19 protein-coding genes and 2 pseudogenes are annotated in these 22,173 nt (G+C 58.9%); 12 read left to right on the forward strand and 9 right to left on the reverse strand.

Annotation, left to right across the window (positions count from 1 at the left end; all coding sequences use genetic code 11):
- Positions 1–807 precede the first annotated feature (807 nt).
- Positions 808–1,668, reverse strand: coding sequence for a DMT family transporter (locus BM063_RS09765; RefSeq protein WP_092038420.1), 861 nt, complete (start codon positions 1,666–1,668; stop codon positions 808–810).
- A gap of 148 nt (positions 1,669–1,816) precedes the next feature.
- Here BM063_RS09765 and BM063_RS09770 point away from each other — a divergent pair, with 148 nt between their 5' ends.
- The 3 genes from BM063_RS09770 (at position 1,817) to BM063_RS09780 (ending at position 4,022) form a co-directional block, all read left to right on the forward strand.
- Entirely contained in the window at positions 1,817–2,182 is a 366-nt protein-coding gene (locus tag BM063_RS09770) for a hypothetical protein (RefSeq protein WP_092038423.1), read from the forward strand.
- Between the two features lie 229 nt (positions 2,183–2,411).
- Positions 2,412–2,996 (forward strand): DUF1802 family protein, encoded by a 585-nt coding sequence (locus BM063_RS09775; RefSeq protein WP_092038426.1) that lies wholly within the window; start codon positions 2,412–2,414, stop codon positions 2,994–2,996.
- Between the two features lie 42 nt (positions 2,997–3,038).
- Positions 3,039–4,022 (forward strand): NAD(P)H-quinone oxidoreductase, encoded by a 984-nt coding sequence (locus BM063_RS09780; RefSeq protein WP_092038428.1) that lies wholly within the window; start codon positions 3,039–3,041, stop codon positions 4,020–4,022.
- Between the two features lie 69 nt (positions 4,023–4,091).
- Here the strand turns inward: BM063_RS09780 and BM063_RS09785 are convergent, their stop codons facing one another.
- A complete protein-coding gene (locus BM063_RS09785) occupies positions 4,092–5,285 on the reverse strand; it encodes an MFS transporter (RefSeq protein WP_092038430.1) in 1,194 nt (397 codons plus the stop codon).
- 423 nt (positions 5,286–5,708) lie between these two features.
- On the opposite strand from BM063_RS09785, the pseudogene BM063_RS17970 reads away from it, so the two are divergent.
- A pseudogene (locus BM063_RS17970) lies at positions 5,709–6,221 on the forward strand (MFS transporter); the annotation flags it as partial.
- A 154-nt stretch (positions 6,222–6,375) separates the two neighbouring features.
- Positions 6,376–7,050, forward strand: coding sequence for an MFS transporter (locus BM063_RS17975; protein WP_245752203.1), 675 nt, complete (start codon positions 6,376–6,378; stop codon positions 7,048–7,050).
- A gap of 72 nt (positions 7,051–7,122) precedes the next feature.
- Here the strand turns inward: BM063_RS17975 and BM063_RS09800 are convergent, their stop codons facing one another.
- Positions 7,123–7,716 carry a TetR/AcrR family transcriptional regulator gene (locus BM063_RS09800; RefSeq protein WP_092038434.1) on the reverse strand — a complete coding sequence of 198 codons (594 nt, stop codon included), beginning with the start codon at positions 7,714–7,716 and terminating at the stop codon, positions 7,123–7,125.
- A 417-nt stretch (positions 7,717–8,133) separates the two neighbouring features.
- On the opposite strand from BM063_RS09800, the gene BM063_RS09810 reads away from it, so the two are divergent.
- The 3 genes from BM063_RS09810 to BM063_RS09820 all read left to right on the forward strand — a co-directional run bounded on the left by BM063_RS09810 (position 8,134) and on the right by BM063_RS09820 (position 13,180).
- The gene (locus BM063_RS09810; protein WP_092038438.1) at positions 8,134–9,930 is read left to right on the forward strand and encodes a M3 family oligoendopeptidase; all 1,797 of its coding nucleotides are present in this window, start codon (positions 8,134–8,136) and stop codon (positions 9,928–9,930) included.
- A 289-nt stretch (positions 9,931–10,219) separates the two neighbouring features.
- On the forward strand, positions 10,220–11,335 hold the full coding sequence (locus BM063_RS09815; RefSeq protein ID WP_092038440.1) for a KamA family radical SAM protein: 1,116 nt from the start codon (positions 10,220–10,222) through the stop codon (positions 11,333–11,335).
- Between the two features lie 237 nt (positions 11,336–11,572).
- The gene (locus tag BM063_RS09820; RefSeq protein ID WP_092038442.1) at positions 11,573–13,180 is read left to right on the forward strand and encodes an FMN-binding glutamate synthase family protein; all 1,608 of its coding nucleotides are present in this window, start codon (positions 11,573–11,575) and stop codon (positions 13,178–13,180) included.
- Positions 13,181–13,192: 12 nt separating this feature from the next.
- On the opposite strand, the gene BM063_RS09825 is transcribed toward BM063_RS09820, so the two are convergent.
- Positions 13,193–13,813 carry a hypothetical protein gene (locus BM063_RS09825; RefSeq protein WP_092038444.1) on the reverse strand — a complete coding sequence of 207 codons (621 nt, stop codon included), beginning with the start codon at positions 13,811–13,813 and terminating at the stop codon, positions 13,193–13,195.
- Between the two features lie 701 nt (positions 13,814–14,514).
- Positions 14,515–14,700, reverse strand: a complete 186-nt coding sequence (locus BM063_RS09840) for a hypothetical protein (protein WP_092038450.1) — start codon at positions 14,698–14,700, stop codon at positions 14,515–14,517.
- 1 nt (position 14,701) lies between these two features.
- On the opposite strand from BM063_RS09840, the pseudogene BM063_RS17650 reads away from it, so the two are divergent.
- Together BM063_RS17650 and BM063_RS09850 are read left to right on the forward strand one after the other, a co-directional pair.
- Positions 14,702–14,975 (forward strand): annotated as a pseudogene (locus BM063_RS17650) (23S rRNA (uracil(1939)-C(5))-methyltransferase RlmD); the annotation flags it as partial.
- A gap of 204 nt (positions 14,976–15,179) precedes the next feature.
- On the forward strand, positions 15,180–16,079 hold the full coding sequence (locus BM063_RS09850) for an alpha/beta hydrolase (protein ID WP_092038452.1): 900 nt from the start codon (positions 15,180–15,182) through the stop codon (positions 16,077–16,079).
- A gap of 34 nt (positions 16,080–16,113) precedes the next feature.
- Here the strand turns inward: BM063_RS09850 and BM063_RS09855 are convergent, their stop codons facing one another.
- Positions 16,114–16,578: a DEAD/DEAH box helicase family protein gene (locus tag BM063_RS09855; protein ID WP_092038454.1), complete on the reverse strand. Its 465-nt coding sequence runs from the start codon at positions 16,576–16,578 to the stop codon at positions 16,114–16,116.
- Between the two features lie 253 nt (positions 16,579–16,831).
- On the opposite strand from BM063_RS09855, the gene BM063_RS09860 reads away from it, so the two are divergent.
- Positions 16,832–17,713 (forward strand): GNAT family N-acetyltransferase, encoded by an 882-nt coding sequence (locus BM063_RS09860; protein ID WP_177199088.1) that lies wholly within the window; start codon positions 16,832–16,834, stop codon positions 17,711–17,713.
- A 28-nt stretch (positions 17,714–17,741) separates the two neighbouring features.
- Here the strand turns inward: BM063_RS09860 and BM063_RS09865 are convergent, their stop codons facing one another.
- The 3 genes from BM063_RS09865 to BM063_RS09880 form a co-directional block, all read right to left on the reverse strand.
- Positions 17,742–18,401, reverse strand: a complete 660-nt coding sequence (locus BM063_RS09865) for an NUDIX domain-containing protein (RefSeq protein WP_092038458.1) — start codon at positions 18,399–18,401, stop codon at positions 17,742–17,744.
- Between the two features lie 128 nt (positions 18,402–18,529).
- Positions 18,530–20,032, reverse strand: a complete 1,503-nt coding sequence (locus BM063_RS09870; RefSeq protein ID WP_092038506.1) for an MDR family MFS transporter — start codon at positions 20,030–20,032, stop codon at positions 18,530–18,532.
- Between the two features lie 489 nt (positions 20,033–20,521).
- Complete coding sequence (locus BM063_RS09880; RefSeq protein WP_092038464.1) at positions 20,522–21,046, reverse strand: type 1 glutamine amidotransferase domain-containing protein; 525 nt, start codon at positions 21,044–21,046, stop codon at positions 20,522–20,524.
- A 338-nt stretch (positions 21,047–21,384) separates the two neighbouring features.
- Here BM063_RS09880 and sufC point away from each other — a divergent pair, with 338 nt between their 5' ends.
- A complete protein-coding gene (gene sufC, locus BM063_RS09885) occupies positions 21,385–22,173 on the forward strand; it encodes a Fe-S cluster assembly ATPase SufC (RefSeq protein WP_092038508.1) in 789 nt (262 codons plus the stop codon).

Raw genomic sequence — 22,173 nt, forward strand, 5'->3', positions numbered from 1 at the left:
CGACGAATTTCTGGAAGGGCGGTCCCGGGCTTTCATCATCCCCGGCGGCGGGAAGCCTTGGGCGGAGGAGCCGAAGCCGTTCCTCTGGAAGCGCGGATGCATACAAAATTCCGGACCGGTGGATTTTGTGGGTTCCTTTCCAAGACCGGGGGCGGGAGAAGTGAACAGGAGGAACTTTTGCGAGGCACTTCGAAAAGGAATTGGTACCGACCGAAGATTCGCCCCCTCCGAAGGATTTCGAAAAGGGAGCGATGGCATGGCCTCTGCCACCCCCCACCCGGTGTCCGGGATTTCCGAATTGCGGGAAAATCGGATTTCGCGGACCTCCGATTCCCGGCGGGCGGACCTTTTCCTTCACCGTCCCCGCGAAAAACCCCGCCGCGGCCGATTGCCGCCGCTTTCGGTTTCCCACGGGGGGAACGGGGCGCCGGGCGGGGCGCGCCGGATGCGCCCGTCGGCGTCGATGCGGAACGGGTCAGCGCCTCGATCGGGAAGCCGGAGGTGACCCGGCAGATGGGTGCCCGTCCGAAAGCGCGGGAAGGTTTTTTCCCTGTTGGACGCGGAAGGAAGCTGCCCTCAAGGGGGAGGGATGGACGGTTCCGTTTGCGAGTCCGGGAGCGGCCCTGAGATGCCCGGTTGTTTTCCTGCAGGCACCGTTCCGGCCTGTTCGGAGGGCCTGCCTGTTCGACTTGCATCCGGGGCGGATTTCCGGGCGGCGCCGGCTCTATGGCGCGCACCGCCCCTTCGGCCCCGCCGGTTGGACGGGGGAGTCGCCTCAGGGTCCGGTGCGGGACGGCGAGCGAAAGCTCAGATCCGCACCAGGACGAGTCCGGTGAAGAGCAGGATCAGGGAAAGGGTTTGAATCCGGGAGAGGCGTTCCCGGTAGAAGAAGATGGACAAAACGGCCACCACCAGGCTGTTGGTGGCGAAGAGGGGGGCGACGATGCTGGCGGGGCCGTCGATCAGGGCGACGGCATACAGCTGCATCCCCACAAAGGAGAAGATTCCGGCCAGGGAGCCCCACCACAGCCCGGTGAGGGCGGCGCCGCGGTTTTCCGCAAGGGTCCCCCGGATCCGGCGAAGCAGGTCTTCCGCCAGAAACCAGACCAGGCCCAGGAGATATCCGTAGAACAGGACGAGGGTGCCCGACAGCGCCATTTCCTCGGTGACCTTGAGGCCGCCGTTGCGAAGGGTGAACAGGAGGGTGGCCAAAAGGACCAAAAAATACCACCGGGCGTTCTTGATTTTCAGTTCCTCATCCGGATCGAAGGGAATCAGCGAAACAGCGAGGATGAGGAGGATCACCCCGGCGGTTTCCGTCCCGGACAGGCGTTCCCCGTAGACGATGACGGAAAAGAGAATGATCACCAGAATGTTGGTGTTGACGAGGGGGGAGGTGAGACTGGCCGGCCCCTGGTCGAGGGCCTTCATGAACAGCAGGTTTCCCGCGGCGGACCCCAGGCCGATGACGAAGCCGGCGACGAGCAGCGGGAGATCGGCGCGCAGGGATTCCGTCCGCAGGGCCCACCAGAAAAAACCCAGGGTGCCCGTCAAGTAAAGTCCCAGAAGGGTGTGGAGCGTCGAACCGCGCCGGGCCGAGCTCACTTTCATCAAAAAGCCGGACATGCCGAAGGTGACGGCGCTGAGAATCGCCCAGAGAAACCACATGACGCCTCTTTCCTTTCAGACGGATTCTCAAGAAATGTACAAGCACCAACATATCACATGGGAAGCGGATTGAAAAGGCCCGGAGCCGCGTCTTTTAAAGGACGCGGAAGGACGGCGTCGACAAGAAGCACGCGAAGAGGGGATTTGGATGCGGTCGGTCTTGGAAGCGTTTTGCTTTCTCTGGATGGTGCTGATCGTCGTGATTTACAACGTGTCGGGCGTCTTTCTGTTCCGGACCCGGTTCAGGGAAAAGGTGCTCATGGCAGTGAAGATCATGTTCTACATCCAGATGGGGATGGTCGGCCTTCTCATCATCTCGTCGGAGGCTTTCGCCGAGATCAAGGACGTGTTGTTCTGGACATCGGTCTGTCTCACCTTTTCGCTCTACACCTTTGTCCTTCCGGTCGGGGACGAAGGTCCTTCCGATTCCCACCTCTGGGAGGAAAGCAAAAGGTTCGGGATGCCGATATTCATCGTCAGCGCGGTTGTTATGGCGGGCTTTCTGCTCGTCTGAACCGGGACTTCTCCTCCGCGCGTTTTTCCCGGACGCGGCTCTGCCGGGCGTCTCCGGTCCGATTCATGGTACAATAGATTTGTCGAGGCGGGCGCTGAACGTGCCCTGCGGGGAACCCCGCCAAAGGCGGGGGCGGTCCGCCCGCCGGGGAGGTTGCGGCGAAAGGCCGCCGGTATCGGGACGGACTTTCAGCGGTCCCGAGCACAACCGATGAGGGAGGATTGGCAAAGTGACACAATCGGTGCGGCTTCAAGTCCCGATCGCCCTGAAGGAGTGGGCTGCGGCGGTCCGGGCTTTGGGTGAAGGCAGGCAGATCCTCGTGATGCGCAAGGGGGGCATCCACGAGGAAACCCGTCAGTTTCAGGTGGAGAGCGACACCTTTTATCTGTTCCCCAACGCGTACCATCAGAAAAAGGAATTGATCAAGCCCGCCTTTCACTCCTATGTGGAGGAGGAGCAGACGGGCTCGTCGGAGCAGGAATCGGTCGCCATCCGGTATGTGGCGCAGTTGGCGGAGGATGTGGAAGTGTTGGACGAGGCGAAACTGGCGCGGCTTTCCTCCTTCCACATCTGGACGGACAATTTTGCCGTCGAGCGGCTCAAGTGGAAGAAGAAACAGCCGCTTCACGTGTTGCTGCTGCGCATTTTCCGCCTCTCCGAACCGATTGACATTCCGATGCGTTCCGATTATTTGGGATGCAAATCCTGGATTCGCCTTCCCGACGATCTCCCGCAGCGGGAGACGGAACCGGTGCTGTCCGATGCGGCCTTTGAGGAGGAGCGGAGGCGGATCAAGGAAGCGCTGAAGGGATGAGCCCCCGCAAGGGATCTGCTTTCCAAGAGAGGAGGGAGTCCGGTGAAGGCGATCATCGTCCGGGAGCCCGGATGCGCCGAACAGCTGGCGATGGGTGAAGTTCCCGCCCCTGAACCGACAGAGGAGGAGTTGCTGGTCCGGGTGAAGGCCACCGCCCTGAACCGGGCCGACATCCTGCAGCGGGAGGGAAAATATCCGCCTCCGCCCGGCGCCAGCCCGCTGCTGGGTTTGGAGATGGCCGGCGTGGTGGAACGGGTGGGGAGAAAATGCACCGGCTGGAAGGAAGGCGACCGGGTGTTCGGCCTGCTGCCGGGGGGCGGGTATGCGGAGTACTGCGTGATTCCGGGGAGAATGGCGATGCCGATCCCGGAAAACCTCTCCTTTGAAGAGGCGGCGGCGGTGCCGGAGGTGTTTCTGACCGCTTATCAGGCCCTGTTTTGGCTGGGCTCCCTTCAAAGGGGGCAGCGGGTGCTGATTCACGCCGGGGCCAGCGGGGTGGGGACGGCGGCGATCCAGCTGGTCCGGGAAGCGGGGGCGGAACCCTTGGTGACCGCCGGTTCTCCGGAAAAGCTGGCGGCCTGTCGGGAGCTGGGGGCGGCGGAGGCCTTCTCGTACCGGGAGGGCCCCTTCGCCCCCCGGGTGAAGGATGCGACCGGCGGCCGCGGTGTGGACCTGATTCTCGATTTCGTCGGAGCTCCGTATTGGGAGCAAAACGTGGAATGCCTTGCGACGGACGGCCGGCTGATCCTGATCAGCACCCTGGGCGGGCCCAAGGTGGAAAAGGTGAATCTTCTCACCCTGATCAGCAAGCGGATCCAGGTGACCGGCACCACCCTGCGCGCCCGAAGCGTCGATTACAAGATCCGGCTGACGGAGGATTTCGCCCGTTTCGCCCTGCCCCGTTTCCGGGACGGCCGGCTGAAACCGGTGATCGACAAGGTCTTTTCCTGGGAGTCGGTGCGGGAAGCCCATCGCCGGATGGAGGAGAACCGAAACATCGGCAAGATCGTGTTAAGGGTCGACTGATGACTGAAGGGTGCGGCCTGAAGCCGCTTCCGCCTGTTGCGGGAGCGGCTTTTCCGTTTTCTCGGATCTTCAGCGTGAAGAGGCCGGTTTTTCCTTGAAAAACAGGAGGGTGACCGTTCCCAGCACCGGACCGGCGGCCAGGGTGAGAAACCCGCAGAAAAAGTTCCGGGTGGCGTCGATCACCGCGCCGACAACCACCGGTGACACGAGGGAGCCCAACTGCCAGATCGTGTTGACCAAACCGGTTGCGGTTCCCACCAAATCCCTGTCGACCGATTCACCGACGGCGGTGTTCATGATCGGGCTGTAGATATAGGAGGCGATGCCGAGCAGGACCGCCAGAGGATAAACCAGCGGGGCGCGCTCATTTGCGCCGAAGGCGATCAAAATCGGCCCGAACAGCCCGAGCAGGAGGATGAGAAGCGCTTTGTGCCTTCCGCCGATCCAATCCGACAAAATGCCGATCAGCGGTTTGCACAGGATGGAGGCGATCCCGAACAGGGACATGACGTATCCCGCCTCGACCAGGGAAAGGTGCAGCCCCTGATTCAGGTAGGAATTGGCCCAGGTGGCCGTTCCCCAGGTGGCCCACATGGCGAAGAAACCGGCCAGGGCCAGAAGGAGGAAATTGCGGTTGGAAAGCAGCCTTTTCATGTCCTGAAGGAAGGGACGTCCCGCCCGGTTTCCTTCGGCTTTCGGCGTTCGCTCCTTCAACAGGAAGAGGGCGATCAAAAAGCCGATGAGGGGAAAGAGACCGGCGGTGTAGAAGGCCATGTGCCACCCGAAGCGGTGGGAAACGGAGGGGACGAAGAGATTGACCACCGTCACTCCCAGCGAAGAGGCGGTCATGAAAAAGCCCATCGCCGTTGCGCGGGAGTTTTGCCGGAACCAGTCGAAAATGGCCCGGACGCCGGCGGAAAACACGGCCCCCGATCCCATGCCGGCAAGGATCCTGAGCAGGAACCCGGCGGCGTAGTTTTCAACCAGGCCCATCGCCGCGGTAAAGGTCCCCATCACCAGAAAGGAAGTCAGCAGCACTTTTCGGTAGCCGAATCGATCGGTCAGATAGCCGCCGGGCAGCTGGGTCATCACGTATCCGATATAAAAGGCGGTCATATAACCCCCGGCTTGCGCCGCCGAAATGCCGAGATCCCTGGACGCGAGGGGAATGATCGGAGGCCAGGTCAGACGATCCACAAAGGAGAGCAAAAAGGCGCTCCAAACAACAAAAAGCACCCCGAAGGGCATCCAATGTCTGCGCATGGACGGATCCTCTCCCGTTGTTAAGTTTTTCGGAAACGCCCCTGTGGCGGCCCGGCTTCTGTTGTTCTGCCGCTTTTATGGAAACTCCTTTGCGCCCCGTTTCGACGGACACGCCGGTCCGCCGTGGAGGGCGCGGATGGGGAAACCGGCGGAAGCAGGTTTTCTTCCCGGCGGACAGATGGTGGCGAAAGTCCGCCAGCTTTAGCATCGGTTGCAAAGCCGACCGTGATCCGTGAGGAGGGGATCGGGCCGTCTGGAGCGGAAATTTCCGGGAAATTTAAGGTATATGTTGAACCTTATTTTCCAAAGGCGTATACTTATAAAGTACAATGTGTACCTTAAGGAGGTGGATATATGAAAGAAAAATTGCCAAAAGGAATGCTTGGCACCCTGCTGATCCTGGTGTTCGGCGCACTTCCCCCCATGCTGGACACCACCATTGTCAACATCGCGGTGAACGACCTGGCAAAGATGTTTTCATCCGGCTTTGCCGTCACACAATGGGTGGTAACCGGATATACGCTCGCCCTGGGAATTGCCGTCCCGTTCTCCGGATGGCTGATGAAAAAATATGATGGCAAGAAGGTGTTTATGGGGGCGCTGGGCCTGTTTTTGGCCGGTTCACTGCTTTGCGGCCTTGCGTGGGATATGGAGAGTTTGATTTTCTTCCGCGTGTTGCAGGGGTTTGCTTCCGGTCTCCTGATTCCGACGGTAACCTCCCTGGCGGTGCAGGTTGCAGGCAATGATTACCTCGGCCGCGCCATGTCCATCGTGGGGATACCGGTCGTTTTTGCCCCGATTATCGGCCCGGTCGTCGGAGGGCTGATCCTGCAATATTTGTCCTGGCGCTGGCTGTTTTTTGTCAACCTGCCTTTCGGAGCAGTCGCACTCATGATGATGCAATGGAAACTGCCCCGGTTTGAAGCGCTGGAAAAATCGGCAAAACTGGACTGGCTCGGCGTTTTTTTGTTGGTGATGATATCGGGATCGTTTATCTTCGGCGTGACGGAAGTCAGGGCGTCGGGAGCCCATGCCCTCGGCATGTCGGCGTTTGCGGCCGGCACCGCCTCCCTGATCGTATACGTGCTTTATGCGGGGAAAAAGAAGGATTTGGGCGTTGATTCCGCTGGATTTGTTCAAATCGAGAAATTTCAGCGCATCGTTTCTTTCCCTGTTTTTGGCGGGATTTGCCACCAACGGGCCGATGCTGCTTCTTCCGTTGTTTTTTCAAAATGTGCTCGGCCTCAGCGTCATCGCGTCGGCGCTTTGGCTGATACCGCAAGGACTGGGGATGCTGGTGACACGGCCGCTCATCGGCAGAATGACGGACCAATTGGGAGCCCGGTTTGTCGTGTTGCCCTCGATTGCCGTCACCATCATCGGGACGCTTCCCTTTGCCTTTTTTGATTTCGGGACAGCGCAATGGTTGGTGTGGCTTGTCCTGTTCATACGTGGAATGGGCGTTGGAGGGTTTACGATCGCCGTGATGAGCGATGCCTACACAGGGGTTCAGAAACCGCTCGTCCCGGCGGCCAGCGTGGCCACCCGGATTGTCCAAAACGTGGGTGCCGCCTTCGGCTCCGCGATTCTGGCGACGGTTGTAAGCATCGCCTTAAATGGGCAGGGAAGCGCGGCAAACGTTGCCGGCGCTTATCACGCAGGCTTCATTACCAGCTTGATTTTCATGGTGATCAGCATTTTGCCCGCTCTGTTTTTGACCAGCAAGATGAGAAGGGACGACAGGGTAGTTGAAACGGGACCATAAAAATCAGAAGCACGTACCGGAGACTCCCTGCAAAGGCTGCTTCGTTTTTGAAGGCACATTAGAAGAAAATGGTTATTCCCGGAAAACCGGAAGCAATATTTCATCGACCAACAGCTCGAGCCGGTTCTTGTCAATATCATCTTTGCGCAGGAGGTTTTCCACGCGGATCAGATCGAAGGGCAGGGTCAGGGTGGCATCGCTGACCTCTTTGATCTTTTCCCCCCTGGCTTTGGCGAAGCCAAGCAGTTTCCGCATGGTCTGGATATTTTTTGTTGTCGCCTCCGCTTTCATTTCGGCCATTTTTTGGTTGTCTTGCCCCATTTCATATAAGATCGCGTTCATAATTTCCGGGCTGACCTCTGTGAACATCTTTTGGTAGAGCGAAAGCAGCCGCAACAAATCACCGCGCAGACTCCCCGTATTCTCAATCTGATCGATCAATTCGCCTCCCAGCGCTTTTCTCGTTTTATGCAGCCAAATTTCATAAATCAGGTCGAATTTGGTTTTCCAGCGGCGGTATATGACGGTTCGGCTCGTTTTGGCGGCATGGGCGATTTGCTGAAAGGTGAGATTGGTGTAGCCCACTTTTTTGATCGTCTCGATCGTGGCGTTATAAATGTTTTCGCTCAAGGCGTCTCCGCGCCGGCGCTTGCCTGTTTTTTTCATTTTGCACCCCACCTGTCGGGAAAGATGATATCCGATGCGGTGCAGGTTCTAAAACATTATAACACTTGTCGTGAGGCTGCCGCCCTGGTCCCTGCGCGATTCGGCATTGAAAGCATCTGGAGGGAGTCGGCAAAGTGTTGAGTCTCGGTGTTTTCCCGGGAATTCTTCCGCCTGAGAAGGATTTTTTATTCCGATGGGAAAACCATCGAAAGAAGGCTCCCGGGCAAAAAACGGGATGATGCGGAAGGGAGCCGCTTCTTCCGTAAAGAAACAGGACAAACGGAGCGGGTTGACGAACTTTCCTTTCATGTGGAATCGATCAGGGAATCCGATGTTGGACGGGAGCCCGATCGTGACTCGTTCCACCTGATCCGATCCATTGATCGAAGCCCATTTCGTCGATGAAGGAGGATCCAAATGGCGGCAAAATACGCGATGACCTGGGATCTGGACGTCTTTTTTCCCGGCGGGAGCGGTTCTCCGGAATTTCGCCGGTTCGTCGAGGAGCTGACCCGGGATGTGGGGAATCTGGAGCAGAAGATCAAGGCTTTGGATTCCGCCGGGAAGAACAAGCGGCCGGAAGTGTGGAGCACGCTGATCCGCGATGTGCAGGAACTGGGAAAACGGCTTCGCCAGGCGGGATCTTTCACAAGTTGCCTGACCGCCCAGAATGTCAAGGATGAACAGGCCAAACTGCTGCGGGGGCGGCTGACCCAGCTTTACGCCGCTTACGGGGCCGCGATGACCCAGCTGGAACGGCGGATCCTGGAGGTGCCCGATGCGGAGTGGCGGGAGCTGATCAACCATCCGGAGATCCAACCCGTTGCCTTTTCCCTGGAGGAACGCCGTCGGCGCGCCGCTGAACAATTGCCCCCGGAACAGGAAATCCTGGTGGGCGATCTGGCGGTGGACGGTTACCACGCCTGGGGTGAACTGTACAACACCGTGGTGGGGAGGATCACCATTCCCTTCGAGGAGGACGGGGAAGTCAAACAGCTTTCCGTCGGGCAGGCGCGGAACAAATTCTCCAGTCCGGACCGAAGGGTGCGGGAAACGGTTTTTGAAAGGTGGCAGAAAGCCTGGCAGGAACATGCCGAGCTTTTCGCGTCCGCCCTCAACCATCTCGGAGGCTTTCGGCTCAATCTGTACCGCCATCGCGGATGGGATTCGGTCCTGAAGGAACCTTTGGACGACAACCGGATGACCCGGGAGACCCTGGAGACGATGTGGGAGGTGATCGACCGCAACAAAGAGCGGTTGATTCCCTATTTCGAGCGGAAGGCGAAGCTCCTCGGCCTGGATGCGCTCCGCTGGTGCGATCTGGATGCGCCGATCCCCGGCGGGGAAAAATCGGTCAGTTACGATGAGGCGGCCGATTTCATCATCGAGCAGTTCGGTCGATTCGATCCGAATCTGGCCGATTTCGCCCGGACAGCCTTTGAAAACCGGTGGATCGAGGCGGAGGACCGCCCCAACAAGCGGCCGGGCGGCTTTTGCACGGCCTTTCCGGTGAGCGGCCAGTCCCGGATTTTCATGACCTTCGGCGGAACCATCGGCAACATTTCCACCCTGGCCCATGAGCTGGGGCACGCCTACCATCAGCAGCTGATCGGGCAGTTGCCCTACTGGTCCCAGTTGTATCCGTTAAACCTGGCCGAGACCGCGTCCACCTTTGCAGAGTCGATCGTCACCGACGCGGCGATCCGGCACGCTTCCTCCGACGCGGAACGCCTCTCCCTGCTGGAGGAGAAGCTGCAGCGGGCGGCGGCCTTTTTCATGGACATTCGGGCCCGCTTCCTGTTTGAAACCCGCTTTTATGAGGAGAGAAAAGAGGGACCGGTCAGCGTGGACCGGTTGAGCGAGTTGATGGTGACCGCCCAAAGGGAGGCCTTCGCCGACGCCCTGGGGGATTACGATCCCACCTTCTGGGCTTCCAAGCTGCACTTTTACATCACGGGCCAGCCCTTCTACAACTTCCCCTACACCTTCGGCTTCCTGTTCAGCGCCGGCCTTTACGCGCGGGCGCAGACGGAAGGGCCGGCCTTCGCAAAGAGGTATGCGGATCTGCTCCGGGACACCGGGCGCATGAACGTGGAGGATCTGGCCGCCCGCCATCTCGGCGTCGACCTGAAGCGACCGGAATTCTGGCAGAACGCGGTGGACGAGGTTCTTTCCGACGTGGAGCGGTTTTTGCGCCTGTCGGAGAAGGCGTGATTCCATTCCAAAGGCAAAGGAAAAAAGACCCGGCGCGGGCCGGGTCTTTTTTCTTTATAGAGGGGGGTGGATGCGAGGATTTCATGAAAGTTTTACGGAGATGTGTTTTTTTTGCTTACAAAATCAGGCATGCCGGCGTTTTTTTGTGTGTAGAGATTCATCAAGTAAGCCCCGTTCATTTCGATGCTTGAGGAAATACTTCATTTGCCGCAGGTTTTGACAACTTTTGAAACATATATAAATCTTTGTTATCCTAAATGCGGATGACTTTCTTAAAGGAGGTAGGGAGATGCCGCGCTATATTACCGACATCCGCAAGATTGAGGCGATCCCGGAAGAAGAGCGCGAGAAATTGGCACCGATCACGGATAAATTCGTGTTTCGGGTGAACGACTACTACCTCTCCCTGATCAATTGGGACGACCCCAACGACCCGATCCGCAAGCTGATCATCCCCAACGAAGGAGAACTGGATGAATACGGTCGCTGGGATGCCTCCGAAGAACACCTGAACTATGTGGCTCCGGGTTGCCAGCATAAATACGCGACCACTGCCCTGCTGTTGGTGTCCGAAGTTTGCGGCGCATATTGCCGTTTCTGTTTCCGGAAGCGGTTGTTCCGCAACGATGTGCACGAAGCGTCGCTCAATGTCGAACCGGGCTTGGAATACATTTCCAAAAATCCGCAGATCAACAACGTGCTGCTCACCGGCGGCGATTCGCTGATTTTGAGCACCAAGAAGATCCGCTCCATTTTGCAGCGGCTCAGGGAAATCCCCCATGTGAAGATCATCCGGTTCGGTTCCAAGCTGCCGGCCTTCAACCCGATGCGCATCTATGAAGACGAGGAGCTTCTGGAAACCCTTTCGGAATTTTCCCGACCGGATGCGCGGATTCACGTGATGGCCCACTTCAACCATCCGCGGGAGCTGACCGAGCACGCCTACCGGGCGATCAACGCCCTTCAGCGGGCCGGCGTGATCCTGGTCAACCAGACTCCGGTTCTCCGGGGCATCAACGATGATCCGAAAGTGCTTGCGGAACTCCTGGACAAACTCTCCTGGGCGGGTGTCACTCCCTACTACTTCTTCCAAAACCGTCCGGTGGCCGGAAATGCGGACTTTGTCATCCCCTTCAAGGAGCAGTACCGGATCATCGAGGAGGCGAAGGCGCGCACCTCGGGGCTCGGAAAGCGGGTTCGCTATGTGATGAGCCACTCCTCCGGGAAGATCGAGATTCTGGCGGTGGACGGGGACAAGATCTACCTCAAATACCATCAGGCTCGCCACCCGGACTACTACGGCCATTTCATGGTGTTTGACTGCCCGGACGACGCCGCCTGGTTCGATGATCTTCCGGGAGCCGACAAGGTGCTGGAGGCCCAGAAACAGGACGCAACGGCCTGACGGCGAAGTCCGTGAGAACCGGCGCCCCTGCGGGGTGCCGGTTTTTTTATGTCTGCTGGGGAACGGGGGCCGGCCGCAAATTGGCGGGCAACCGTTTTTCTTGTGGGGGCGAGGGATAAACTGAAAACGAGTTTCGCGGCACCCGCCCGGCTGGTTTGGGCGGATCGGAAGCGGAGCAGGTCCGTGTCTTGACGGAACCGATCTCCGCGGTGGGACCGAAAGGGGAGGCGTGGAAGCATGGATTTTTTTGAAGGCTTTTTAACGCTCGAGATGACCGTCTTGATCGTCGCCGTCTTCGTTCCCCTGATCGCGGCGATCTATTTGTACATTTACGACCGGCGGCAGAAACAGCACTCGGTTCTCCGCAACTATCCGATCCTCGGCAAGGTGCGCTACTTTTTGGAGATGATCGGCCCGGAGCTGAGGCAGTATCTCTTTGACAGCGACAACGAGGCAAGGCCCTTTTCCCGGGAACAATACGGCCACATCGTGAAGCGTTCCAAATATGTGCGGGATGTGATCGGTTTCGGCTCCAAACGGGACTTCGACCGGGCGGGCTACTATATCCGCAACGCCATGTTTCCCCTGCAGCTGGAGGAAATGAAGTTTGACCGGAAGACGACGGTTTCCACCTACAAATATGTGCTGCTCCGGGAGGGTCTGTTTTCCCGAAAAGAGGTCCGGGTCCGGGACGAGCTCTGCGCCTACCTGCTGGACGAAGCCGACGCGGTCGTGATCGGGAAGGGTTGCCGGCATCCCTTCGTCGTCCGGGGACCGATCGGGATGTCGGCGATGAGTTACGGTTCCCTGGGATCCCATGCCATTTCCGCCCTGTCGGTCGGCCTCGGAATGGCCCGGGGGACGTGGATGAACACCGGCGAGGGAGGGATCTCCCCCTACCACCTGAAGGGGGATGTGGATCTGATCATGCAAATCGGTCCGGGATTGTTCGGCGTGCGCGACGAGGAGGGGCGGCTTGACTGGGAGGAACTGAAGAGGAAGGCGGAGCTGCCCCAGGTGAAGGCCATTGAATTGAAGCTGGGGCAGGGGGCCAAGATTCGCGGCGGCCACGTCGACGCCGAGAAGGTGACGCCGGAAGTCGCCGCGATTCGCAAGGTGAAGCCCTATCAATCGATCGACAGCCCCAACCGGTTTCGGGAATTCCGCGACGTGCCGTCGATGGTCGATTTCATCGAGCGCATCCGCGAAGCGACCGGAAAGCCGGTCGGCATCAAAATCGTGGTGGGCGGCCCCGATTCCCTGATGGAGCTGGCGGCCCACATGAAAGAGACGGGAAAGGGGCCCGATTTCATCACGGTGGACGGCGGGGAAGGGGGGACAGGGGCCTCCTATCAGGAGCTGGCGGACAGCGTCGGCCTGCCGGCCAAATCGGCCCTGATGATTGCCGACGCCACCCTGCGGCGCTTCGGCGTGCGCGACCGGGTCAAGGTGATCGCCTCGGGCAAGCTGTTCTCCCCGGACCGGATTGCCGTCGCCCTGGCCATGGGTGCCGATTTGGTCAACATCGCCCGGGGGTTCATGATCGCCGTCGGGTGCATCCAGTCCCTCAAATGCCACTCCAATAACTGTCCGGTCGGGGTGGCGACGACGGATCCGAAACTGCAACAGGCCCTGGTGATCGAGGAGAAGTGTTACCGGGTGCTCAACTACCTCGTTTCCCTGCGCCAGGGGCTTTTCCGGGTCGCTGCGGCCGCCGGGGTGGATTCGCCCGTCCGGCTGAAACCCCGGCACGTCATCTACAAGGATGAAAAGGGCGTCGTCACGTCCCTGGAGGAGATTTACCGCTTGATGACCGCCAAGGTGGGTGATCTTCCGACCGGCTGACGAAGCGGCGGCCTATCTCCAGACGCTCAGCCGTTCCGCCCGCTCGACGAAGGCGGCGGACAGGGCGCGCATCCCGGCCTGGACCAGTTTTTTTCTTCCTTCCGGGGTGCGGGTGAAGATGAGCCTGGCCGGGCCCATCGAATCGGTCCATTTCCGCAGGAACAATTCGGCGTATTCCTTTTTGCGGCCGAGCTCTTCCGGGACGGCGTGGTAATCCCGCCGTTTGATCAGCCACAGCAGCTTCGACTCCCGGTACAACAGGTAGCGGGGATTTTCGATGGGTTCGAGAAATTCCTGGAGGGCATTCAGGAACCGCGTTTTTTCGTAGGTTGTGCCGCCCCGCATCCAAACCACGGGACCCATTTCGTCCTTTTTGACTCCGATCCGCCTCGGGGAAGGTGCGGGTTCAAGCAGGCCCAATTCGTGCATCGTGCGGTAAAGGACCAGCGCCGCCTCCCGGATGTTGAACTCGAGGGACTGGTGCCGGAGGGACAAAAGGAGTGCCTTTCCGGCCTTCGGCAGGGCATACAGTGTGGCGACCAGCAGGGCGATGAGAATGATGGCGCGCATGTCGTCGGAGTGGCGAACCATATTCATGAGCGAGTCCGTAAAAATCCAGACAAAGGCGGTCAAAGCGGTGACCACCAGCGATCGGTCGTGTTTCCGAAGTGGTACGGTTTCGGCACCCGGGCCTTGGGAATGCGGATTTCTTCGGTCATCCGCCCTTCCTCATGGACGGCGACGGCCCGGTTCCATCGATCCCTCAGAAGATGCCGGTTTCTCCCGTTCCAGGGTTTTCTCGTTGTTTTCCCGGATGGTGCGTTCGTTCAGGGGTTGCAGGCGGAGGCCCATGCGGCCGATGCCGGTTTGATCGAATCGTGATCGGCGGACAGTCCAACGAGCGACCGGAATCTCCGGCTCAGGGAAGACAGGTCGTGTCCTCCCTGGTTCTGTTCCACACAACACAGGCCAGATGCCAAATTGCCCCGGTCTTCTCCGGATTGTCCGGGTCGACGCGGACGGCCCTGCCGCGCATCGGGTTGGAGAGCATGAAGGAGCCGACACAGGACGCCATGATCAAGGAATTGATGCACGGGCCATCCCATCCTTCCCCCAGCAGCGCGGCGGTCCCGACGATGATGCGGATGATGCCCCTTGAAAACACTTCGGTGACAATGCTGACGATGGACGACCGATCTGGATCGCGCCGATGTCCACCGTGACAAACTGTTCATCAAAGGGGAGGGGGCGGAAGGTGAGGCGGACTCCTTTCCCCTTGGCGATGGCGTCGGCGGCTTCCGCGGCCCTTTTCGGAAGGACGACCAGGGAGCCGGTCAGCACCCCGACAGGTGTATGACGGCCGGAATGGCGAAAATCGGTGCGACTCCGAGCTTTTTCGTCCCTTTCGAGTCTCTCTTGGAAAGCATTTCTTTGCGGATGTAATCCGTCAAACTCACCATCCGCAAATCTTTTCCCAGCACATCCATTTCCAGACGAAGAACGGCTTCGATGCTGTTCAATGCGGAAACCGTCATTCCCCGGTGGGCGGAAGAAGGGATGCGGGCGGACGTCTTTTCGTCAATCCGCCGCGAAAGGGGTGCGACCGGCGGCTTTTGGGCGCCGTTTTGACGATGGCACCGGAGCGGCTGATATATGTTTCTTGCAACCCGGCCACATTGGCCCGGGATTTGAACTGGCCGCTCACGGGTATGCGGTGCAAGAAGTCCAGCCGGTGGACATGTTTCCGCAAACGGTCCACCTGGAGTGCGTCGTTTGGATGTCAAAAGAAAAATAGCGACATATGTTTAAAGTATTGTTAATAAATAATTTCGAATTTATAATGAAAAGTGTTGTAATGGGGAAGGATTCACGAAGGCAAGTCCATATCTTATTTGAACCGGTCAGGTTCATTGGGATTGGCGGATTGAGATGGTGCGGGCGGATGGATGTGAAGATGAAGCGGATGGTTTGTCAAATGCCGAGATCCAGGTGATCTGCGATGGGTTTTTCAAGGATGGATTGTCAGTTTCCAAGCCATGGCGATAAATGTTCCGCTTGGCTTTACTTGCCGGATGGCGCGGTTAAGCCCCCGCTGGTTGTTATGGCCCATGGTTTCGGGGGATTGAAAAACTGCGGATTGGAACCGTATGCTGAATTGTTCGCCGAACACGGATTGGCCGTTTTGCTGTTTGATTACCGGGGATTTGGGGAAAGTGAAGGCACCCCAAGGCAGTTGATTTCCCCGCGGCGGCACGTGGAGGACTATCATGCCGCCGTGGCCTGGGCGCGGGGGCTGAAAGATATCCATTCCGAAAAGATCGCGCTGTGGGGGACCTCTTTCAGCGGCGGCCACGCCATTGTGGCGGCAGCCCAGGATCCGAAGATCGCCGCCATTACCATTCAAGTCCCGTTTGTTTCCGGGATAGCCAGTGCTACTCCGATCGTGATTCAGAACGGTCCGAAATACTTTTTCAAAGCCGCTTTCTCGGCATTCAGAGACCTTTGGCGGGCCGCAACGGCACGGGAACCTTACTTGGTCCAGGTTTATGGCGCGCCTGATGAGTTTGCCATATTAAACTCCCATGATACCAAAGCCGGATATGAATCCCTGATCCCTCCGGGGTTTGAGGTGGAGAATGCAACGCCGGCCCGCATTTTTCTGACCTTGGTCTTATACCGTCCATTAAGTGTGGCCGGCAGGGTACAATGCCCGGCGCTTGTCATCGCGGGGGAGCACGACTCGTTAATTCCCATCAAGTCCGTCAAAAAGGCGTCGGCGAAAATGAAGCGGGCTGAGTTGATGTCCCTTCCCATCGGTCATTTCGAACCCTATTTGGGCGAAACATTCAACCAAGTGTCGAAAAAGCAGCTGGACTTTCTGAAAACCCATTTGTTATGAAATGATTGAGCGGAAAAATCAGAAAGTGAATGCGCTACATCCAGGATGATCGTCCAAACCCGATGGGTTCCTTTTTTTTTGCGGATGAGGCGCGCTTCCAAGGCGCTCGACACGGTTTACCGGCCTTCATCTTGAACACTTCCGCTTCTTCCGTTTCTTTTTCGAACAGGCTGTGCAGCGCCTGATCGGCGGTGATGGTTACAAAGGCGGGCTGTTTGATGTGGGTGGAGATCCATTCCGGCTTTTCGTTCGCCTTAAGAAACAGTTCCAAGAAGCGTTGAAGCCATTGCTCCTTGATCGTCAAGGTCGGGGCGAGAATGATCGTCGGCTTGTTTACGCGCAGCATCACCTCCAGCCCGAGGACGGTCTTGCCGGAACCGGGCGGGGCGACCAGGTGCAGGTGGCGGTTTTCCAAATGCCGGTCCAGATTTTCCAAAACCCGCCTCTGGTAGCGTCTCCACGGAGGGATGAAAGAGATGTCATCGGGAAATCGCCGCATGGTATCCCCTTTCCGCGAGCATTTGTTTCTGCCGCCTTCCGGGCGCGCTTCGCCTCTATTTTATCGGGGCGACCCCCCCTTTTTTTTTTAATGGATTTGAGGGAAGAAGGGTCCCAAAAGGGTTCATTTTTTGTTAAGGTGAGTTTATCTGATCCGGATCCGCCGCCGGCCCTTGAGGAAGCCGGAAGCGACGGGGATTCCTTCGGCCTGGGGGAGGGCGTCGGTCGGAAGTCGTTTTTCGGGGGTGACCATTGTGATCGAAATCCGACGGCTGAGCGATTGTACGTGGAAGGAGGCGGTGGGCGTCTGGAACGAGGGATTTCAGGATTACTTCGCCGATGTGAAAATGGATGCGGACGCCTTCACCGCCCGGCTGGTCCGGGAAGGGCTCTCCCCGGAATTGTCGGTGATGGCTTTTCATGACGGCCGGCCGGCAGGGATTCTGCTCAGCGGCATCCGCCTCATCGGGGGCAAGCGGGTCGCCTGGAACGGGGGGACCGCCGTCGTTCCCCGCACCCGCCGCTTGGGGGTGGGACAGGCGCTGGTGGAGGCGGCCCTCGGGATTTACCGGGAAAATCGGGCGGACATCGCCACCCTGGAGGCGATCCGGCAGAATAAGCGGGCGATCGCTCTGTACAAACGGATGGGATATCAAACGGTCGACCGGCTCGGCGTTTACCGGTGCGCCGGTCCCTTGCCCGACGTTTTCTTTCGCGGAGGGGACGGGGAAAGTTACACCGTCCGGCGGGGGCGTCCGCAGGAGGCGGCCCGGCTCCCCTTTTACCGGTTGACGGCGCCCTGGCAAACCCATTGGCAAAGTCTTGTCGGCGGAGAATCCCTCATCGCCTTCGACTCCGGGGGGAATGCGGCGGGATACGCCTTGTGCCGGCGCGCTTACGACCCGGCGGGGAATCTGACAGGGATCACCCTGTTCCAGTGCGAAGCGGCCCCGGGGCGGGGGGACCGTGAGGCCGTCACGGGCTTTCTGTTGGAGGAAGCGTTTGCCCCCCTGCATCTGCCGGTCCGGCGGACGGCGTTCAACCTGCCGCTCTCCAACCGGGCGGTGTCGGGGCTTTTGGAGCGGGCGGGATTTTCTCTGGAGCTGGAGCAGGTGCACATGATCCGTCACTGTTAGAAGTCCGCCGGAGGGGGCGATGACGGTTTCAAGAGGTCAAGCAGTTCCGGATGTTTTTCCAGAAGGGAGAAAACGGTGTCCATCGACTCCTCCTCCGGAACCATGGCCGGCGTTCCCAATCAACGTTCGGCCGACCGATCACCTCGATGCCGGAGCGCGCCAATTCCTTCAACTTGTTTCCCGCTTTCAGACGGGTCCAGCCGTCGACGGGACAGAGAAGCAGCCCCTGCACGTCGTCTCCCGGCCGGATTGTGTCCCAAGCCTTGGGCCGGGAGAGGAACAGCGCAAAGTGGATGAAGGGGCCCGTCGGCAGCCCGGGGGCATAGGGACGATCCGGACGGGGGTTGACGGTCCGGCTGAAGAGGAGCGGCGGGACGGGATCGCGAACCCGGATCCGCCGAATCGCTCCGGTGTCCATGTTATGAAAATAGGTGGAAGGGGAGGGGATCAGCTCCACCTCGGCAAAGGCCTCCTCCCTCGCTTCCCGCAGCGCACAATCCCAAACCGTCTCACCGGGCTCCTGGCCTCCGCCCACCCCTCCGACCCGCCACGCGGTTCCCTTCAGCGTCTCTGGAACGCCGTCCGCGTTCAAGGTGAGAAGCAAGCACCGCCCCTTTGCGAGGATCACTCCTGCACAAAAGGGCTGGTTCCGGGTCAGGGAGGCGATGTCCATCAGCGTCTCGTCCACGGGGATCATCTCCTGACAAATGTCATCATTTTGAAATGTGAAAAGAAGAAAGACCCGGAGAAATGCTGCAAGATCCCCATCCTATGGGGATGCCGGCATCCCTCCGGCAATTCGGTGACGGCGCCGGTTCAAGCCATCCCGGGTTCCTTTTGAAAACTTCCCTTTTTCTCCTGCCCGCCTTTTTCCGGTTTGGGCGCGACTTTCACCCGTTTCACGAACAGGGCGAGAGAGAGGGCGAGAACAGCCAGGAGAAATCCGAAGGTGAAAGCCTGTTTGACACCCGCGGCCAGGGCGGCCGTCTCATCGGCCGCACCGGGATGTCCTTCCATATAGCGCTGCTGCCCCAACGTCATGATGGTGACGAACAAGGCGGTTCCGATGGCGCCGGAGACCTGCATCAGGGTGTTGGCGATCGCCGCGCCGTGGGGATACAGGTAGGGGGGCAACTGATTGAGGCCGTTGGTCTGGGCCGGCATCATCACCATCGCCACCGAAACCATCAGCATGGTGTGCAGGATGACAATGGTCAGGGGCGATGTGCCCGGATCCAGGGACCGGAACAGGAAGACGGTGACGGTCATCGTGACGACACCCGGAATCAGGAGCCAGCGGGGGCCGAACCTGTCAAACAGGTATCCCATCACCGGCGACAGGGCGCCGTTGATGAGGCCGCCCGGCAGCATGATCAACCCGACCGTCACGGCGCTGAAGGCGAGCACCTTCAGCAGATAAATCGGCAATACGATCATCGTGGCAAACATGGTCATCACCACGATCATCATGACAAGGATGGCCAGGGTGAACATCGGGTAGGCGAAGACCCGCATGTCGAGCATGGGCGTGGCCAGTTTCCTCTGGCGGATCACAAACAGGGCGAGGGAAATCAGTCCGGCCGTCAGTGCGATGACCACTTCCGGATCCGTCCAGCCCCCCGTCCCTTCTCCGGCGGAGCTGAATCCGAAGACCACGCCGCCGAAACCGATCGTGGACAGCGCGACGGAAATCAGGTCCATCTTGGGCCGGGTCACTTCCGTCACGTTTTTCAAGGAGACGATGCCGTACAGAATGGCGATGACGGCGATCGGAAGGACCAGATAAAACAGCCAGCGCCAGGACAGGTAGTCCACGATCAGCCCGGACACCGTCGGACCGACGGCAGGGGCGAACATGATGACGAGCCCGAACAGACCCATGACCCGGCCCCTTCTTTCCGGCGGAATCACGGCCAGGATGACGTTGGTAAACAGCGGGATCAGGATCCCGGTGCCGGCGGCCTGCAGGATGCGTCCCAACAGCAAAAGGGCGAAGGCGGGAGCCGTTCCGGCGATCAGGGTCCCCGCTCCGAACAGAAGCATGGCGGCCGTGTAGAGCTGCCGGGTGGTGAAGCGCTGAATGAGGAAGGCGCTCACCGGGACCAAAACGGCAATGACGAGCAGGTAAACGGTGGCGAGCCACTGGGCGGTGCTTGCCTCCACCTGAAAGGACTCCATGATCGGCGTGATCGCCACGTTGAGCAGGGTCTCATTCAGGATGGCGACAAAGGCGCCCGACAGCAAAACGGCGAGCAGCGGCACGACTTTGACGCGGTTTCTCTCCGTTTCCGCAGGCGGTTGTTTTGTCGGTTGTCCCATCATGTTTCTCCTCTCTCAAAGTGACAATGATCCTTTGGACCCTTATTTTTTTGAATAAAAAAACCTTCCATTCCCACAGGAAGGGGGCGTTTGCCTGTTGAATTGTAAGATGTGGAGACTGGGTTTGCTGCAAAAAAAGGAAACGCCAAAAGGGTTGCGGACACAAAAATAGCAAAACCGAACCGGAGTGTCAATCGGTTCGGCGACGGATCAGATCTCCATTATCTGGAACCTATGGTTCCCGGGGAAAGAGCGCGCGGCCACAGGGCCGCGCGCCGGGCGTGACGCCTTAACGAGGCGGCGCACCCGGCCCGGCCGGCGGCGAGGGACTTTCGCTGTCTGCGGATTTCCGCTCCTCTTCCTTTTTTAGAAACCAACCGCCGCCGATGGGTTGGTACAGGTGGCGGTTTTTTCGGTGAAGGGGGCAAAAATCGCACCGCCCGCCCGGCCGCCGCAGATAGCATTTCAGGCAACGGATCGGCCGCATGGTCATCCTTGCGCCAGCAGGTCGCAAAAGGTCTTGGCGTAGACGGGCAGATCCGGGGGACGACGGCTGGAAACCAGGTTTCCGTCGACGACCACCGGCTCATCCACCCAGCGGGCGCCGGCGTTCTCCATGTCGTCCCGGATGCCGGGGGTGGAAGTGACCCGCTTTCCTTGCAGGATCCGGGCCGAGATCAGCACCCAACCCGCGTGGCAGATCTGTCCGATGGGTTTTCCCGCCTCATGGAGGGAGCGGACGGTCCGGAGCACCCTCGGGTCGCGGCGCAGTTTGTCCGGCGCCCATCCGCCGGGGATCAGGAGGCCGTCATACTCTTCGGGATCCAGTTCATCAAAGGAAAGGTCCGCCGTCGCGGGAACCCCGTATTTACCTTTATATACCGCGCCCCGCTCGGGGCCTGCGAGCAGGACCTCCGCCCCCTCTTCCCTCAGTCTCATCACGGGATACCACAGTTCCAGGTCTTCAAAATCCGCTTCGACCAGACAGACCACTTTTTTTCCTTTCAGACGCATGGAGCACCCCTCCGCGGACCCGTTCGGAATCGGCCCATTTTTTTCATGTGTGCGACACTGGAGTTTATCCTTGATGTCCGCCAAGTCATCGGATAAAATGGAATAAGAATCACGTGAGAATCAGTTTAAAATGAAAATCAACTGAGAATCAGTTCAAAGTGAAGCTCTTCGCCCATTATGGTATCATAAACGAAGGGCCAGATCACCGGTCCTTTGGTTTTTTGTTGGCAATTCCCGAGATGCCCGGATGGGGGGCGATGAATCCCGGAATTTCCCGGCCCCGGACCGGTCATCATCGGTTGAAATAAAAAGTTAAGAGGATATTGGGGGTCATGCACATGGCAAATTCACCGAAACTGATCATAGAAGATCTTCATGTCTCCGTGGAGGACAAGGAGATCTTGAAAGGGGTCAACCTGGAGATCAACGGCGGGGAAGTCCACGCGATCATGGGTCCCAACGGGACCGGCAAGAGCACCCTCGCCCAGGCGATCATGGGACATCCCAAATATGAAGTGACAAAGGGGAGAGTCCTCCTGGACGGCGAGAACGTCCTGGAGATGGAAGTGAATGAGCGGGCGCTCAAGGGACTGTTTTTGGCGATGCAGTATCCCTCCGAAGTGAGCGGGGTGACCAACAGCGACTTCCTGCGCAGCGCCATCAATGCCCGCCGGGGGGAGGGCAACGAAATCTCCTTGATGAAGTTCATCCGCCAGCTGGATGAGAAGATGGAGCTCCTCGGCATCGACGAATCCTTCGCCCAGCGCTACCTGAACGAAGGGTTCTCCGGCGGTGAGAAGAAGCGGAACGAGATTCTGCAAATGATGATGCTGGAACCCCGGATCGCCATCCTGGACGAAATCGATTCCGGTCTGGACATCGACTCCATCAAGGTGGTGGCCAACGGGGTCAACTCGATGCGCAGTCCGAATCTGGGTGTTCTGATCATCACCCACTATCAGCGTCTTCTCAACTACATCAAACCCGACTTCGTCCATGTCATCATGCAGGGGCGGATTGTCCGTTCCGGCGGACCGGAATTGGCGCTTCAACTGGAAGAGCGGGGCTACGATTGGATTAAGGAAGAGCTGGGCATCGAAGACGAAACGGTCGAGCAAGAGGCCTAA

It is taken from the genome of Planifilum fulgidum (genome assembly GCF_900113175.1).
Lineage (GTDB): Bacteria > Bacillota > Bacilli > Thermoactinomycetales > DSM-44946 > Planifilum > Planifilum fulgidum.

What these genes read in the sequence shown, in the direction of transcription:
- BM063_RS09820 (WP_092038442.1), top strand. Translation starts at nt 11,573, where the DNA reads ATGGATTTTTTTGAAGGCTTTTTAACGCTCGAGATGACCGTCTTGATC.
- BM063_RS09815 (WP_092038440.1), top strand. Translation starts at nt 10,220, where the DNA reads ATGCCGCGCTATATTACCGACATCCGCAAGATTGAGGCGATCCCGGAA.
- BM063_RS09850 (WP_092038452.1), top strand. Translation starts at nt 15,180, where the DNA reads ATGGGTTTTTCAAGGATGGATTGTCAGTTTCCAAGCCATGGCGATAAA.
- BM063_RS09880 (WP_092038464.1), bottom strand. Translation starts at nt 21,046, where the DNA reads ATGCGTCTGAAAGGAAAAAAAGTGGTCTGTCTGGTCGAAGCGGATTTT.
- BM063_RS09855 (WP_092038454.1), bottom strand. Translation starts at nt 16,578, where the DNA reads ATGCGGCGATTTCCCGATGACATCTCTTTCATCCCTCCGTGGAGACGC.
- BM063_RS09810 (WP_092038438.1), top strand. Translation starts at nt 8,134, where the DNA reads ATGGCGGCAAAATACGCGATGACCTGGGATCTGGACGTCTTTTTTCCC.
- BM063_RS09800 (WP_092038434.1), bottom strand. Translation starts at nt 7,716, where the DNA reads ATGAAAAAAACAGGCAAGCGCCGGCGCGGAGACGCCTTGAGCGAAAAC.
- BM063_RS09770 (WP_092038423.1), top strand. Translation starts at nt 1,817, where the DNA reads ATGCGGTCGGTCTTGGAAGCGTTTTGCTTTCTCTGGATGGTGCTGATC.
- BM063_RS17975 (WP_245752203.1), top strand. Translation starts at nt 6,376, where the DNA reads ATGCGGGGAAAAAGAAGGATTTGGGCGTTGATTCCGCTGGATTTGTTC.
- sufC (WP_092038508.1), top strand. Translation starts at nt 21,385, where the DNA reads ATGGCAAATTCACCGAAACTGATCATAGAAGATCTTCATGTCTCCGTG.
- BM063_RS09765 (WP_092038420.1), bottom strand. Translation starts at nt 1,668, where the DNA reads ATGTGGTTTCTCTGGGCGATTCTCAGCGCCGTCACCTTCGGCATGTCC.
- BM063_RS09785 (WP_092038430.1), bottom strand. Translation starts at nt 5,285, where the DNA reads ATGCGCAGACATTGGATGCCCTTCGGGGTGCTTTTTGTTGTTTGGAGC.
- BM063_RS09870 (WP_092038506.1), bottom strand. Translation starts at nt 20,032, where the DNA reads ATGGGACAACCGACAAAACAACCGCCTGCGGAAACGGAGAGAAACCGC.